This is a genomic window from Streptomyces sp. NPDC046870 (genome assembly GCF_040704595.1).
Classification (GTDB): Bacteria; Actinomycetota; Actinomycetes; order Streptomycetales; family Streptomycetaceae; genus Streptomyces; species Streptomyces argyrophylli.
This window is the reverse complement of sequence record NZ_JBEYXM010000024.1, coordinates 38,532-52,248: the sequence shown is the minus strand read 5'-3', so window position 1 is coordinate 52,248 and position 13,717 is coordinate 38,532. Positions and strand designations below refer to the sequence as shown.

Sequence of the window (13,717 nt, the reverse complement as noted above, 5' to 3'; positions counted from 1 at the left end):
GAAGCCCGGGCGCCGGGTTTGTTGGACTTTCCTCCAAAGGGAGCCCGTTCCCGGCCGTTCCCCGTGCACCGCGGCCCTCACTCGTTGGAGAACTCCTCGACCACCGTGGCCCCCAGCTCCCGCACGATCAGCTCGTGGCCGGAGAGCGCCGACTCGTCGAGATCGGGGTCGTCGTCCTCCGGGATGTCGTCCTCGGGGGAGACGGGCGGCGGCTCGGGCGCGGCTGCGGGCCGGGGTGCCGGGGCGGGCGGGGCGGGGGTGCCGCTCTGCGGGGCGGCGGAGGGCGGCGGGGACGGCTGGGAGGCTCCGGGGCGGGGTGCGGCGGGGGCGCCGTAGCCACCGCCGCCGGGGGAGCCGCCGTGGCCACCGGCGGGAGGGCCGCCGTAGCCGCCGCCTCCGCCGTAGCCGCCCGCGACCGGTGGGGCGGAGCCGCCGCCCGACGGGTCGACGACCGCCTCGATCTTCCACTGCACGTTGAACTGCTCGGCCAGTGCCTGCCGCAGCACGTCCTCGCTGCCGCTGCCGGAGAAGTTGTCACGCGCGCCCGCGTTCACGAACCCGAGCTGGAGGGTCGTGCCGTCGAAGCCGGTCACCTGGGCGTTCTGGCTGAGCAGGATCCAGGTGAAGCGGCGGCGGTTCTTGACGGCCTCCAGGATGTTCGGCCAGAGCGCGCGCGGGTCGAGGCCGCCGACGGGGGCGGCCGGGGCCGAAGCCTGGGGCGCCGGGGCCGGGGCGGCAGGCGGCGCGGACGGGGCCGGCTGGGGCTGGGCCGGGGCCGCGCGGCCGGGGCCCTGTCCCTGCCCGGCACCCTGGCTCGGCCCCTGCCCGGCGCCCGGAGTGGTGGCCGTCGGCCAGCCACCGGGGCGTCGGCCGCCGCCGGCGGGTGCGGCGGTGGGCCAGGCGCCGGGAGCGGGGGCGGCCGGAGCCTGGGCGGCGGGAGCGGCGGCGGGCGTGGGCGCAGGGGCGGGGGCGGGGGGCGCGGGCGCCGGAGCCGCCGGGGCGACCGCAGCCGGCTCACCCGGTCCCGCCGGACCGGAGGGGCCGCCCGGACCGGCCGGAACCGCGGCGGGCGCACCGGGCCCGGCCGGTCCCGCGGCCCGGACCGCCGCGCGAGCCGCCGCGGGCCCTCCACCGGACGGCACGGACGAGGCACCGGCACCCGGACCGGCACCCGGTGCGAGAGCGCCGGCGTGGGCCTCGGGACCGGGGACGTACGCCATGGCCGGCGCACCCGCGCCGGCGGAGAAGCCGACACCGCGCTCCAGGCGGTCGAGCCGCGCCATCAGGGACCGCTGGTCGCCGTAGGCGGCGGGCAGCAGGACGCGGGCGCAGATCAGTTCCAGCTGGAGGCGGGGCGAGGTGGCGCCGCGCATCTCGGTCAGGCCCTCGTTGACCAGGTCGGCGGCGCGGCTCAGCTCGGCGGCGCCGAAGGTCTCGGCCTGGGCCTGCATCCGCTCCAGGACGTCGGCCGGGGCGTCGATCAGCCCCTTCTCCACGGCGTCGGGCACGGCGGCGAGGATCACCAGGTCCCGCAGCCGCTCCAGCAGGTCGGCGACGAAGCGGCGCGGGTCGTTGCCGCCCTCGATGACCCGGTCGACCACCTCGAAGGCGGCGGCTCCGTCACCGGTGGCGAAGGCCTCCACGACGGAGTCGAGCAGGGAGCCGTCGGTGTAGCCGAGGAGGGAGGTGGCCATGGCGTACGTCACACCGTCCGCCCCGGCGCCGGCGAGGAGCTGGTCCATGACGGACATGGAGTCCCGCACGGAGCCGGCGCCCGCGCGCACGACGAGCGGCAGTACGCCGTCCTCGACCGGGATGTCCTCCTTCTGGCACACCTCGCCGAGGTAGTCCCGCAGGGTGCCGGGCGGCACCAGCCGAAACGGGTAGTGATGGGTCCGCGAGCGGATGGTCCCGATGACCTTCTCGGGCTCGGTGGTCGCGAAGATGAACTTCAGGTGCTCGGGCGGCTCCTCGACGACCTTGAGCAGCGCGTTGAAACCGGCCGACGTGACCATGTGGGCCTCGTCGATGATGTAGATCTTGTACCGGCTGCTCGCGGGACCGAAGAAGGCCTTCTCGCGCAGCTCACGGGCGTCGTCCACACCACCGTGAGAGGCCGCGTCGATCTCGATGACGTCGATCGACCCGGGTCCGTTGCGCGCGAGGTCGCGGCAGGACTGGCACTCGCCGCAGGGCGTCGGGGTGGGACCTTGCTCACAGTTCAGGCAGCGGGCCAGGATGCGCGCGCTGGTCGTCTTGCCGCATCCGCGCGGACCGCTGAACAGGTACGCGTGGTTGACCCGGTTGTTCCGCAGCGCCTGCTGCAGCGGGTCGGTGACATGCTCCTGCCCGATGACCTCGGCAAAGGTCTCCGGGCGATAGCGGCGGTACAGCGCGAGAGACGACACGCATACGAGGTTAATGGGGCCCACTGACAACCGGCCCCGCCCGGGATCCACGCCCGCGGGCCCGGAACGCAAGGGCCCCCCACGCACCCGCCAGAGCCGACCTACCCTTGCTGCCTTCCGGCCCTGGGGGAGTTCAGTCAGATAGCGCCGCGTGAGGGGCTGTGCCCCACAGTACCCGATGGCGGGCACCGGTCCGAACCCGGCCGGCCCCGCGACCCCACCCCGGGACGGCCTGCGGGAACGAGTTCGCGAGCACTCCCCTCGGTCATGTAATGTTTCCGGCGGAGGATTCGCCTAGAGGCCTAGGGCGCACGCTTGGAAAGCGTGTTGGGGGCAACCCCTCACGAGTTCGAATCTCGTATCCTCCGCCAGTGCCTCACCGGGCACGATGTCGAAGGGCCCCACCGTTCGCGGTGGGGCCCTTCGACGTTGTCCGTCCCAGTTCGTTTTCCGGAGCTCCCACAGCGTGTCGCCGACCTGCTGCGCGACCTTGCGGCCGGCTCGTACGCCCACGTCCCGCAGAAGCCTCTTCCAGACGTGGAAGTCGGTGTTCGTATCCGCTCCCGCTCCCGGGCTTCCTGATGCCGGCGGAGAATTTCGATCAGCGGATCAGGCAGACCGATGGTGCGCCGCCCGTCCGGTGCGGCCCGAGCGCCTGCCCCGGGCGGACGCCCGCTGCCCGGCCTCCGGATGCGGCCCCTGGGGCGGAAGTGCACTGTGGTCTTCGAGGTTCTTTCGCTGGAGGTGAGGGCCTTGGGGCGTTCGTTGCCTGTGGTGGCCGCTGCCGTGGCCCTGGCGGTCGCCGTCGTCTCCGTGGGCGGTACGGCGTCCGCGGTGCCGGCCTCCGCCGCGGCGAGCCCGTGCGCGTCCCAGGACGCGTATCCGCCGGGCGGCGGCACCAACCTGGGCGGGGCCCCCAACCGGTTCACCTACGCGGACACCCCGTACGCCGGCGCCCGCTTCGACGGGTGCGCCAACACGCTGCGGGTGTACTACGGGGGCTATTCCAGCCCGCGCTACTCCTACTACGAGGTCCGGTACACGTATCCGTCACGGCTCGGCTGGTACAGCTGGCAGCTGCGCATGGGCGAGTACCGGGTCGCCACGGTCGACGCGCCCGCGCGCGGCGACTGGAACTTCAAGGTCAGGGCGTGCGCCGGCGCCGTCGACGAGGCGGGGCCCGGCAGCTGCACGGGCTGGTCCCCGCAGCTCTTCCTGCACACCCCCTGACCCCGCCGGCCCCTCGCCCCTACCGCGTCACCCGCACCGGTGCCGACACCGTCACCTGCTCCAGGTCCGACACGCGGACCGTCGCCTTCAACGTCCAGGTGCCGGGGAGGGGCACGGTGAAGGCGGGGGCCGACCAGTAGCCGCCGCGGTCGGTGAGCCCGGTGTCCAGGGGGCCCAGGCGCCGTGCCGGGAGCGTGAGGGTGACGCGGAGCTCGGGGACCGTGGCGAGGCCGCCGTCGGGGCCGTAGATCACCGCCTGGAGCGAGTTGGTGCCGACGCGGCCGGGGTCGAGGGTGATCTGGACCTTGCCGTGGCCGCCGGGGGCACCGGTGTCGAAGGGGATCGTGAGGACCGAGGCCGTCTGGACGCCCGCCGCGGCGGAGGGCGCGGCCGGGGCGGACTCCGTCGCCGCACGGCCGGGGACGGTGCTGGTCAGGAGGGTGGTCAGGGCAAGGACCAGCGCGGCGGCCACCGCTTCGAGGAGGACCGAGCGGCGCAGGAGGTGCAGGGGCGGGGCCGGGGGTGGTTCCGGCGGGAGGGCGGGGAGTGCGGGGCCCGTGGCCGGTTCGGGGACACGGGCGCGGACGGCGGCCTGCGCCGGCCGGGTCAGGCGGGCCGTCCAGGCACGGGAGCAGGCCGCCGCGAGGAGCAGCGCGGTGACCGCCGCCAGCTTCGCCAGGAGCGTGCGGCCGTACGTCGTGCCGATCAGCGCCTGCCAGGAGCCGAGGCCGCGCCAGGACTGGTAGACGCCGGTGACCACCAGGACCACCACCGACGTGAACGCCAGCCGGGAGAAGCGGGCCGGGACCGAGGCCGGCAGGGCGGTGGCCGTTCGCGGGGCGCGCCGCAGGGTCCACAGGAGCGCGGCCAGGCCGCCCAGCCAGGCCGCCGTCGCCAGCAGGTGCAGGGTGGAGGAGACGATCGCCGCCGGGACCTGGATGCCCGCCGAGGCGTGGTCGGACGCCGACCAGGTCAGGGCCAGGGCGACGGCGAGGGCGGTGGCCGCACCGAGGGTGGCGCGGCGCGGGAGCCTGACGCGGCGGGTCCTGAGGAGGGTCACGGTGGCCGCGGCCAGGAGCAGCAGGGCCAGGCGGAGGAGCAGGAGCCGGCCGGGGCGGGTCGTCGCCGTGTGGGTGAGGGCGGAGAGGGAGAAGGCGGTCGTCGGTGAGGCGGCCTCCTCGTAGGGGGCGCGCAGCAGGTACACGGCGAGGGTGGAGGCGACGAGCGTCACCGCGGCGGCCAGGGCGGGGGTGCGCAGGTGGGCCGTCGTCGGCGGGCGGCAGTAGGCCACGAACGCGGCGGTGCCCAGCAGGAGTGCCAGGGAGAGGTAGGCGAGGTAGCGGGCGATGGTGTGCAGGGCCGTGGTGGCCCCGTTCTCCGCGCGCTCCCGGGGCAGGGCCGCCGGGGCCGCCGTGCGTTTTCCCACCGAGAAGGTCAGCGCGCCGGACACCGGGTGGCTGTCGGCCGACACCACCCGCCAGGCGACCGTGTACGTCCCGGTGGCGAGCCGGGCGGGGAGAGTGACGCGGGCGGTGTCGGAGCGGCCGGCGGCGTGGCCGGCGGGGCCGGTGCGCAGGCGCCGGTTCCCGGGGTCGTACACCCGGAAGGAGTCGGTGAGCAGGCCGACCGACTCGGTGAAGGTGAGGGTGACGTGACGGGGGGCGGTGCGCAGGACGGTTCCGTCGGCGGGGTCCGTGGCGCGCAGGACGGCGTGCGCGGAGGCGGGCGTCGCCGTGCCGAGGAGGAGGGCGGGGAGGAGAGCGGGCAGGAGGAGTACGAGCAGGAACGTCCCCGCCGGGCCCCGCGACGGGCCGCGCCCTCCTCGCGGTCGCCGGCCGCCGTCCCGGGCTCGCGCACGGTCTTCGCCGTGGGCTCCTTCGTTGTCCGCGTCGCGCAGCACCGTCAGCCTCCGTTCCCGCCCGTGCACCCCTGCCTCCCTGTAGGTACGGGGGGAACCGGCCGCGTGCTCACCAGGCCGGACGGACCCTGCGCCGGGTAAGGCGATCGGCTCGCCGGGCGGCGTCACCCGGGGAAGGCCGCCGCCCGGTCCAGGAAGGCGAGTTGCGCGTGCTTCTCCGGCAGGTACACGTCGGGCAGGTCGACCTCGGGGAGGACGACGACCGGGCCGCGTTCGAAGCCCTGGCGTTCGAAGCGGGCGATCGCCTTGGCGTTGCGCACGTCGGGGTCGATCACGATCCGCCGGCGGTCCAGGACCAGCAGCACGTAGGACGTGATCGCCGTGAGCAGGGCGGACGTCCAGCCGGGGCGCGCGCCGGCGGGGCCGGCGGGGGCGAGGAGGAGGTGGACGCCGAGGTCGCCGGGGCGGACGTCGTAGCACTCGCCGACCCGGTCGGCGGACGGCTCGTACGTCTGGAGGAGCGCGGCCGGTTCACCGTCCACGGTGACCAGGTGGGCGTGGTGGGTGTCGAGCGTGTCCATGTGGGCGTAGATCTCGGCGACCTGGGCCCGGGTGAGGCCGTTCATCCCCCAGAACACGGCGCGTTCGTCGCCGGTCCAGGCGTGGACCAGGTCCGCGTCGCCCTCCGGGTCGAGGGGGCGGATGCGCACGGTGCCGTAGCCGTCGACGTGCTGGACGTGCGGATCAGTCATCGGATTCCTCGGTCTCCTGGGTTTCCTCGGGCGCGTTGGCGGGTTCGGGCGTGAGCCGGGTCCAGTCGGTGACCACGGGGACCAGTTCTCCGGCGGCCCACAGCGGGAGCTGGTCGCGGTGGTGGGCGGCGCCGGGTACGCCGTCGGCGCCGAACGGGACCACCCAGCGGCTGTGGGCGCGGTCGGCCAGGTCCCAGACGAAGCGGGCGGCCGGGCCGCGGGCGGCGCGGTCGGTGAGACCGGGGACGGCGGAGGTGCACAGCACGCAGTCGTGGTCGCCGGCGAGACCGGGTCCGTCCGCGCCGGGTCCGGGGGCCCGGCGGAGCGCCGTCCAGGGGGCCAGGCGGTGGGTGGCCGACCAGGGTCCGGTGGGGGGCGCGGCGGCGACCTCCTCCAGGGCGCTGCGGACGGCTGCCGCGCGGTCGATCCCGTACAGGTCCCCGGCGCGCAGGAGGTGTTCGAGGGCGTGGCCGACGCGCGGGACGAGGGCCAGCCAGGGCAGCAGGACGTCCGGGTAGGCCGGGGGCTCGGCGAGCGGGGCGAGGACCGGGTGCGCGGCGAGGTGCCGTACGACCGCGCCGCGCACCGCCGCGTACGCCGCCGCGTCCGTGCTGTCCGCCGCCATCCGGCGGTCCCAGGCGAGCAGACGGTCCCGCAGGGCCGCCGCGGCCGGGCCGAGGCCGGTGAGGGCGGCGAGGTGGTCCAGGAGGGCCGCGGCGGAACCGAGGTGGGTGTCGGTGTGGATCGCGGGCATGCCGTCGGCGGTCCAGGTGGGGCGCGCTTCGAGCAGGGCGCGGATGCGGGTGGCGCGGTGGGGCGGGGCGAACTCGACGCCGAGGGGGGCGGCGAGGCCGCGGGCGTTGGCCATCACCGCGATGCCGTTCTCGGTGGCCGGGCGGGCGTACGGCGTCTCGTGCGCGCCGCGCCATTCGTGGCCGGGTTCCCAGGCGGGGACCGGCTTGAGGCGGTTGGCCCCGGCACGCAGCGGGACGTGGCCGGCGACGCGGTGCAGGGTGCCCCCGGCGGTGTCGGCGGCCTGTACGACGTTGACCGGCTCCCGCCAGGCGTCCAGGGCGGTGTCGACGTCGGCGACCGTGCGGGAGCGGAGGAGGGGGAGGAGGGCGCTGAAACCGAGGTCCTCCGTCACGCGGGGCGGGTAGCGCAGGGCGAGTGCCTCGGCCGCGCCGTCGGCGTCCTCCGGTCCACCCGCGGGGCCCGGCCCGGCGGGTCCACCGGTCCGGCGCCCGGACGTACCGGCCGGGGTGGTGGCGTGGGCCGGCCAGGCGTCGGCGGCCACCCGGGCAGGGGGAGACGGTGCCGGGGAGACCGGCCCCGCGGCGATCGCCTCGAGTCCTTCCGGTCCCCCGGCGATCACCGGGCCCCGGGGCGTCTCGATGATCTCGATCTCGACGGGAGGTTCGCCCGCGATGCGGACGGTCTCGGTGTGGCGGGCGGCGCGGTGCCAGGCGCCGTCCGGGCCCAGGGCCTCGATGCCCGCGCCGGTGCGGCGGAGCCGTTCGCGGTAGAGGTCCTGGTAGTCGGCCATGGCGTTGGTGACCGCCCAGGCGACCGTGCCGGTGTGGCCGAAGTGGGCGATGCCGGGGACGCCGGGCACGGCGAGGCCGACGACGTCGAACTCGGGGCAGGAGAGGCGGATCTGCTGGTAGACACCGGGGTCCTCGATGAAGCGGTGCGGGTCGCCGGCGATGAGGGCGTACCCCGTGTCCGTGCGGTCGCCGGTGACCAGCCAGCCGTTGCTGCCCGCCGTGCCGGTCCCGTCGGTGGCGAACAGGCCGACCGCCCCGGGGCCGAGGTGCCGTACCGCCCGCTCGCGCCAGAGCTTGGCCGGGAATCCCGCGAAGAGGATGTGCGTGCCGAGCCAGACGGCGAGGGGCGTCCACGGCTGCCAGCGGCCGGGCGTCAGACCGGTACGGGCGAACTCGGGGGTGCGGCCGGCGCCGGCGGGCAGCCCCTCGTTGACCCCGTCGACGTACGCCCGTACCCAGTCGGCCGTTTCCGGGTCCCGCCGTTGCAGCGCGGCGAAGCAGCGGCGGGCGGTGTCGTCGAGCCGGGCCCGGCGGGCGAAGACGTCCCAGGAGAGCGCCTCGGCGCCGAGGAAGGCGGCCGAGGTGCCCTGGGCGCGGTGGCGTTCGACCTCCAGCTGCCAGGCCCGGTCGTGGGCGGTGACCCGGCCCTGCGCACGGGCGAGTGCACGGGCGCTGGACGCCCGCAGGTGGGGGATGCCCCAGGCGTCGCGGTAGGTCTCGATGGTCACCCGGGATCTCCTGCACTCTGTTCTTTAGGTTAGCCTTGCCTAAGTTTCTGTGGCGGAATCGTACGCGAACGGTGGAGGGGTCATGGGGCAGGGGCGGGGCTGGGAAGGCGCGGTCCTCAGACTGCTGGGCGCCAAGGACTTCACGCTGACCGTGCTCGAAGCGCAGGACGTGACGCCGCGGTACCGGCGGCTCCGGCTGAGCGACGGCGGGCTGCTCGCCGCGACCGGCGTCCACCCCACCATGTGGGTACGGCTGTGGTTCTCCGCGGACGGCCGGCCCCACCAGCGGGCCTACACCCTGGTCGACCCCGACCCGGCCGCCGGCACCTTCGGCCTGGAGTTCGCCCTGCACGAGGGCACGGCCTCCGACTGGGCGCGGGCCGCGCGGCCCGGCGACACGATCGAGGCCACCGTCCAGGGCACCGGCTTCCGGGAGCCCGAACCGGCGCCCTCCCACGTCGCCGCGATCGGCGACCCGGCCTCGCTGCCCGCGCTCAACTCGCTGCTCGGCGCGCTGGGCCGGGCCCCGGCCACCGTCTGGTTCGAGGGGGACCCGGCGGGGCTGCCCCGCCGTACCGGGCCCGGCTCGCACGAGATGCGGGCGGTACCGCGCCGCGACGCGGGGGCCCATCTGGTGGAACGGGTCCGCGCCGAGCTGCCCGCCGTCCTCGCCGGCACCCCGCACCCGTACGTCTGGATCGCCTGCGACACGGCGACCACCCGGGCGCTCGCGGCCTACGTCCGCAAGGACCTCGGTGTGCCCAGGCACCGGGTGCACGCCCTGGGGTACTGGCGCACGGAGTGAGCGGCGACGGCCGAGCGGGAGGCCACCGGGGGCGGGTGGCCGCCCGGCGGGCGGAGCCACCCCGCGCGCGGGATCATCGACGCATGGACGTCACCCTGCACCTCGCCCAGGACCCCGCGGCCGACGCGCTGCTCGGTCGCTCCGCGCTCGCCGCGCTGACCGGGATGCTGCTGGACCAGCAGATCCCCATGGAGTGGGCGTTCAAGGGGCCCCGCACCATCGCCGACCGGCTCGGCACGGACGACCTGGACGCGCACGAGATCGCGGCGATGGATCCCGAGGCCTTCGCCGCGCTGCTCTCCGAGAAGCCCGCGGTGCACCGCTACCCGGGCTCGATGGCGAAGCGGATCCAGCAGCTGTGCCAGTACCTCGTCGAGCACTACGACGGGGACGCGGAGGCGGTCTGGCGGGGCGTGGACGGCGGAGCCGCGCTGCTGCGGCGGCTGGAGGACCTGCCGGGCTTCGGCAAGCAGAAGGCACAGATCTTCCTGGCCCTGCTCGGCAAGCGGCTCGGCGTCGCACCCGAGGGCTGGCGGGAGGCCGCCGGAGCCTACGGCGAACCGGAGTCCTTCCGCTCCGTCGCCGACATCACCGGCCCCGACTCCCTGGCGAAGGTCCGCGCCCACAAACAGGAGACGAAGGCGGCGGCGAAGGCGGCCAAGGCGGCGAAGAGGTAAGCCGCGCCCCCGCCAGGCCCCGGCCGGCACGGTCGCCGAGGACGCCGAGGGCGCGCACCAGGTCGTCGCCGGCGGCCCGGACCCGTTCACCGTCACCGAGGAGATCGCCCGCGCCGCCACGGCTCCCTCGCCGTGGACCGCGAACCTCCGGCCCGCGCCGCCCTGTCGGCACCGGCGTCGGCGCGCACACCCCGCCGGTGGTGCCGCACCACGTCGCCGGCGACCGCGGCTCGACGGACATCCGGGCGTCCGACCTCGCACGGCCCACGCCGGACGGCCGCCGTCGCCCCGCCCCGTGCCCCCGTCACCCACTCGGCGCACCCCGCTGGCCCCCGCCGCGCGGCCGGTCTCAGCATGGGGCATGAGCGAGGTACCGAGCAGCGGTCCCGAGCGGGACCGGGCGTACGACGACCGGCATGTCCACGCGGGAGCCTCACCGGGCGGCCATCCCGCCGCGGCGGCACCCGGCACCACCCACCACGAACCGGAGCCGCCGTTCGAGGGCCCGCTGCACGCCCTGTCCCGGGCCGCCTGGCAGGTCGTCCTGCTCACCGGCATCGGTTCCCTGGTGCTCGGTGTCCTGGTGCTGGTCTGGCCGGGCCCGTCCCTGGTGGCCGCCGGTGTGCTGTTCGGGCTCTACCTGCTGTACAGCGGGGTCCTCCAGCTGGTGTCCGCCTTCGGCACGCACCGGGCGACCTCGCTGCGCGTCCTCGCCTTCATCAGCGGCGCGCTGTCCATCCTGCTGGGCCTGTTCTGCTTCCGCGGGCCGATGCAGTCGATCCTGCTGCTCGCCCTGTGGATCGGCATCGGCTGGCTGTTCCGCGGCATCACGCAGACCCTGGCCGCCGTGCACGACTCCCGGATGCCCGCCCGGGGCTGGCAGATCTTCCTCGGGATCCTGACCTTCATCGCCGGCATCGTGCTCATCGACTCGCCGCTCGACTCGGTCGCCGTGCTGACCCTCGTCAGCGGCATCTGGCTGGTCGCGGTGGGGATCGTGGAGATCGTGACCGCGTTCGGCATCCGCAGCCGGGCGCACCGCGTACCGCAGACGGTGTGACCACCGGCGCCCGCGCGTGCAGGCGGGGCCGGTCGCCGCGTACGGCGCCGGTCGCCTCCCTCGTCCCCCGGACGGGTGGATCTCGCCCCCCGCGTGCTGCGCTGTCCGCGTGCCGCGGGAAGAAAGCCGGTGTGAGCAGGAGCAGGAGCACGCCCCGGGGCCGTACCTGGCTACGCGTCCTCGTGCTGCTTCTCGCCCTGTGGGTGCCCGGCGCGCACGTGCCGGCCCAGGCGGCGCCGGATCTCGCCGTGGCCGCCGAGACGGCCGAGCACGACGTCCTCGACACGGCCCTGCGGCCGCCCGTCCGCGCGCTCCACCGGGCCGACGCGCCCGAGCGGCTCTCACCCCTGACCGTCCCGGAGCCCGCTGTCCGGGCGGCCCGCCCGCGTCCCGCCGCGCCCCGGGCGCCGCACACCGCGCCCCTGCTGCGCACCGTGGTCCTGCGCTGCTGACAGACCCGCGTTGTCCGCGAGGTCAGTTCGGCTCGACGCAAGGAGCAGCACAGCCATGCCCAAGGATCCCTACGCCGTCCTGCGCGCCCTGCTGCGCGCAGAGGCCCGGCGCGGTACGGCGCCCCGGCCGGACCAGCGCACACCGGAACCCCAGCGGTCGCCCGAGGAACGGGACCGTTGACCGGCACCGGCGGGGGCGGGCTACCGCCTCCGCCGGGCGGTGCCGAAGAGGGAACGGGTGATCTCACGGCCGAGCTGGGTGCCGACCGAACGGGCCAGCGACTTGAACATCCCGCTGCCCACGACCTGTTCCACCAGTGACGGCTCCTCCTCGCGAGCGCGCGCGGGAGCCTGCTTCGGCGGCGGCTCCGCAGACCTGGCGGCGCTCAGCCTCTCGTACGCCGACTCGCGGTCCACAGCCTGTGCATAACGGTCGTGGAGCGAGGAGTCACGGACCGCCCGGTCCAGTTCGCCGGGGTCCACCGGACCCATCAGGGACTGCGGGGCGCGCAGCCGGGTGGCGGCGACCGGGGTGGGCGCGCCGGTCTCGCTGAGCACGGTCACCACGGCCTCGCCGGTGCCCAGCCCGGTGAGCAGTTCCTCCAGGTCGTACGCCGACCTCGGGAAGGTCTGCACGGTCGCGCGCAGGGCCTTGTGGTCGTCGGGGGTGAAGGCGCGCAGGGCGTGCTGGACGCGGTTGCCGAGCTGGCCGAGGACGTCGCCGGGCACGTCCTTGGGCGTCTGGGTGACGAAGAAGACGCCGACGCCCTTGGAGCGGATCAGGCGGACGGTCTGGGTGATCGACTCCAGGAACGCCTTGGACGCGTCGTCGAACAGCAGATGCGCCTCGTCGAAGAAGAACACCAGCTCGGGCTTGTCGGCGTCGCCGATCTCGGGCAGGTCGTGGAAGAGGTCGGCGAGCAGCCACATCAGGAACGTCGAGAAGAGCAGCGGTTTGTCCTGGACCGCCGCGAGTTCCAGGACCGAGACGATGCCCCGCCCGTCCTCCGCCCTGCGCAGGAAGTCCGCCGTGCCGAACTCCGGCTCGCCGAAGAAGTCCGTCATGCCCTGCGCCTCGAAGGCCGTCAGGGAGCGCAGGATCACCCCGGCCGTGGCACCGGACAGGCCGCCGATGTCCCTGAGTTCGGCCTTGCCCTCGTCGGAGGTGAGGAAGGCGACGACCGCGCGCAGGTCCTTGAGGTCGATCAGCTCCAGGCCCTTGGTGTCGGCGTAGTGGAAGATCAGGCCGAGCGACTGCTCCTGGGTCTGGTTCAGCTGGAGCACCTTCGCCAGCAGCAGGGGGCCGAAGCTGGTGACTGTGGCCCGTACGGGGATGCCGTGGCCGAGGCCGCCGAGCGCGAAGAACTCCACCGGGAAGCCGGCCGGGGCCCACTCCTGGCCCACGTCGGCGGACCGCTTGCGCACCCGCTCGTTCGGCTGCCCCGGCCGGGCGATGCCGGACAGGTCGCCCTTGACGTCCGCGAGGAACACCGGCACGCCCTGCGCCGACAGCTGTTCGGCGATCAGCTGGAGCGTCTTGGTCTTGCCGGTGCCGGTGGCGCCCGCCACCAGTCCGTGCCGGTTGAGCACGGGCAGCGGGATGCGGACCGGCGCGTCGGCGCGACACGCCCCGTCCCACAGGAGGGCGCCGAGATCCAGCGCGGGGCCCGTGAAGGCGTACCCGGAGGCGATCTTCCGGGCCGCCGCGGGCAGTGCGGACGCTCCCTGCGGGCCGGCGGGCGCCACGGGCTCCTTGTCACTCATCTCCGACCCCTGTCCCTGTAGACACCCGTATGCCCGATTTGATCCATCTTTTCAAGCCTCGCACTCCGCCGCCATGGCTGCGCCCGGAACGTCTTGGCCGGTAGGCTTTCCGTGTGATCTTCAAGCGCATCGGAAACGGCCGGCCGTACCCCGACCACGGCCGGGAGAGCACCCGGCAGTGGGCGGACGTCGCGCCGCGCCCGGTCCGCCTCGATCAGCTCGTGACCACCAAGCAGCAGCTCGATCTGGAGACCCTGCTGGCGGAGGACTCGACGTTCTACGGCGACCTCTTCGCGCACGTCGTGAAGTGGCAGGGCGACCTCTACCTGGAGGACGGCCTGCACCGCGCCGTCCGCGCCGCCCTGCAACAGCGCCAGGTGCTGCACGCCCGCGTGCTCGAACTCGACTGACCCGGCGCGACAGGGCCGTTGGCCCT

The 13,717-nt window shown here is 75.1% G+C and carries 12 protein-coding genes, 1 tRNA gene and 1 other RNA gene; 8 read left to right on the top strand and 6 right to left on the bottom strand.

The features are described 5' to 3' along the window. Nucleotides 1–77: 77 nt before the first annotated feature. Entirely contained in the window at nt 78–2,408 is a 2,331-nt protein-coding gene (locus AB0946_RS33765) for a DNA polymerase III subunit gamma and tau (RefSeq protein ID WP_366764491.1), read from the bottom strand. A gap of 67 nt (nt 2,409–2,475) precedes the next feature. Continuing rightward, an RNA gene (ffs, locus tag AB0946_RS33760) (signal recognition particle sRNA small type) lies at nt 2,476–2,572 on the bottom strand. A gap of 119 nt (nt 2,573–2,691) precedes the next feature. Between ffs and AB0946_RS33755 the strand changes: the two genes are divergently transcribed. Together AB0946_RS33755 and AB0946_RS33750 are read left to right on the top strand one after the other, a co-directional pair. Continuing rightward, a tRNA-Ser gene (locus AB0946_RS33755) sits at nt 2,692–2,779 on the top strand. 403 nt (nt 2,780–3,182) lie between these two features. Then, entirely contained in the window at nt 3,183–3,638 is a 456-nt protein-coding gene (locus tag AB0946_RS33750; protein ID WP_366764490.1) for a hypothetical protein, read from the top strand. Nucleotides 3,639–3,657: 19 nt separating this feature from the next. On the opposite strand, the gene AB0946_RS33745 is transcribed toward AB0946_RS33750, so the two are convergent. From AB0946_RS33745 to AB0946_RS33735, 3 genes are all read right to left on the bottom strand, one after another. Continuing rightward, entirely contained in the window at nt 3,658–5,538 is a 1,881-nt protein-coding gene (locus AB0946_RS33745) for a copper resistance protein CopC (RefSeq protein WP_366764542.1), read from the bottom strand. A 122-nt stretch (nt 5,539–5,660) separates the two neighbouring features. Further along, complete coding sequence (locus AB0946_RS33740) at nt 5,661–6,248, bottom strand: GNAT family N-acetyltransferase (protein WP_366764489.1); 588 nt, start codon at nt 6,246–6,248, stop codon at nt 5,661–5,663. Beyond that, nucleotides 6,241–8,523, bottom strand: a complete 2,283-nt coding sequence (locus AB0946_RS33735) for a penicillin acylase family protein (RefSeq protein WP_366764488.1) — start codon at nt 8,521–8,523, stop codon at nt 6,241–6,243. Before AB0946_RS33735 ends, AB0946_RS33740 begins: the two co-directional genes overlap by 8 nt. Nucleotides 8,524–8,605: 82 nt before the next feature. Between AB0946_RS33735 and AB0946_RS33730 the strand changes: the two genes are divergently transcribed. The 5 genes from AB0946_RS33730 to AB0946_RS33710 all read left to right on the top strand — a co-directional run bounded on the left by AB0946_RS33730 (nt 8,606) and on the right by AB0946_RS33710 (nt 11,698). After that, nucleotides 8,606–9,328: a siderophore-interacting protein gene (locus AB0946_RS33730; RefSeq protein WP_366764487.1), complete on the top strand. Its 723-nt coding sequence runs from the start codon at nt 8,606–8,608 to the stop codon at nt 9,326–9,328. A gap of 83 nt (nt 9,329–9,411) precedes the next feature. Further along, nucleotides 9,412–10,005 (top strand): HhH-GPD-type base excision DNA repair protein, encoded by a 594-nt coding sequence (locus AB0946_RS33725; RefSeq protein ID WP_366764486.1) that lies wholly within the window; start codon nt 9,412–9,414, stop codon nt 10,003–10,005. A 361-nt stretch (nt 10,006–10,366) separates the two neighbouring features. Continuing rightward, complete coding sequence (locus tag AB0946_RS33720; protein WP_366764485.1) at nt 10,367–11,065, top strand: HdeD family acid-resistance protein; 699 nt, start codon at nt 10,367–10,369, stop codon at nt 11,063–11,065. Between the two features lie 131 nt (nt 11,066–11,196). Continuing rightward, nucleotides 11,197–11,517, top strand: a complete 321-nt coding sequence (locus tag AB0946_RS33715) for a hypothetical protein (RefSeq protein ID WP_366764484.1) — start codon at nt 11,197–11,199, stop codon at nt 11,515–11,517. Between the two features lie 55 nt (nt 11,518–11,572). Continuing rightward, nucleotides 11,573–11,698: a hypothetical protein gene (locus AB0946_RS33710; RefSeq protein WP_014673632.1), complete on the top strand. Its 126-nt coding sequence runs from the start codon at nt 11,573–11,575 to the stop codon at nt 11,696–11,698. A gap of 20 nt (nt 11,699–11,718) precedes the next feature. On the opposite strand, the gene AB0946_RS33705 is transcribed toward AB0946_RS33710, so the two are convergent. Further along, entirely contained in the window at nt 11,719–13,281 is a 1,563-nt protein-coding gene (locus AB0946_RS33705) for a helicase HerA-like domain-containing protein (RefSeq protein WP_366764483.1), read from the bottom strand. 113 nt (nt 13,282–13,394) lie between these two features. Here AB0946_RS33705 and AB0946_RS33700 point away from each other — a divergent pair, with 113 nt between their 5' ends. Next, nucleotides 13,395–13,691, top strand: a complete 297-nt coding sequence (locus AB0946_RS33700) for a type II toxin-antitoxin system VapB family antitoxin (RefSeq protein ID WP_004943146.1) — start codon at nt 13,395–13,397, stop codon at nt 13,689–13,691. Nucleotides 13,692–13,717: the final 26 nt, after the last annotated feature.

Coding starts and splice junctions, on each gene's coding strand:
- AB0946_RS33720 (WP_366764485.1), top strand. CDS start 10,367: ATGAGCGAGGTACCGAGCAGCGGTCCCGAGCGGGACCGGGCGTACGAC.
- AB0946_RS33730 (WP_366764487.1), top strand. CDS start 8,606: ATGGGGCAGGGGCGGGGCTGGGAAGGCGCGGTCCTCAGACTGCTGGGC.
- AB0946_RS33725 (WP_366764486.1), top strand. CDS start 9,412: ATGGACGTCACCCTGCACCTCGCCCAGGACCCCGCGGCCGACGCGCTG.
- AB0946_RS33710 (WP_014673632.1), top strand. CDS start 11,573: ATGCCCAAGGATCCCTACGCCGTCCTGCGCGCCCTGCTGCGCGCAGAG.
- AB0946_RS33740 (WP_366764489.1), bottom strand. CDS start 6,248: ATGACTGATCCGCACGTCCAGCACGTCGACGGCTACGGCACCGTGCGC.
- AB0946_RS33705 (WP_366764483.1), bottom strand. CDS start 13,281: ATGAGTGACAAGGAGCCCGTGGCGCCCGCCGGCCCGCAGGGAGCGTCC.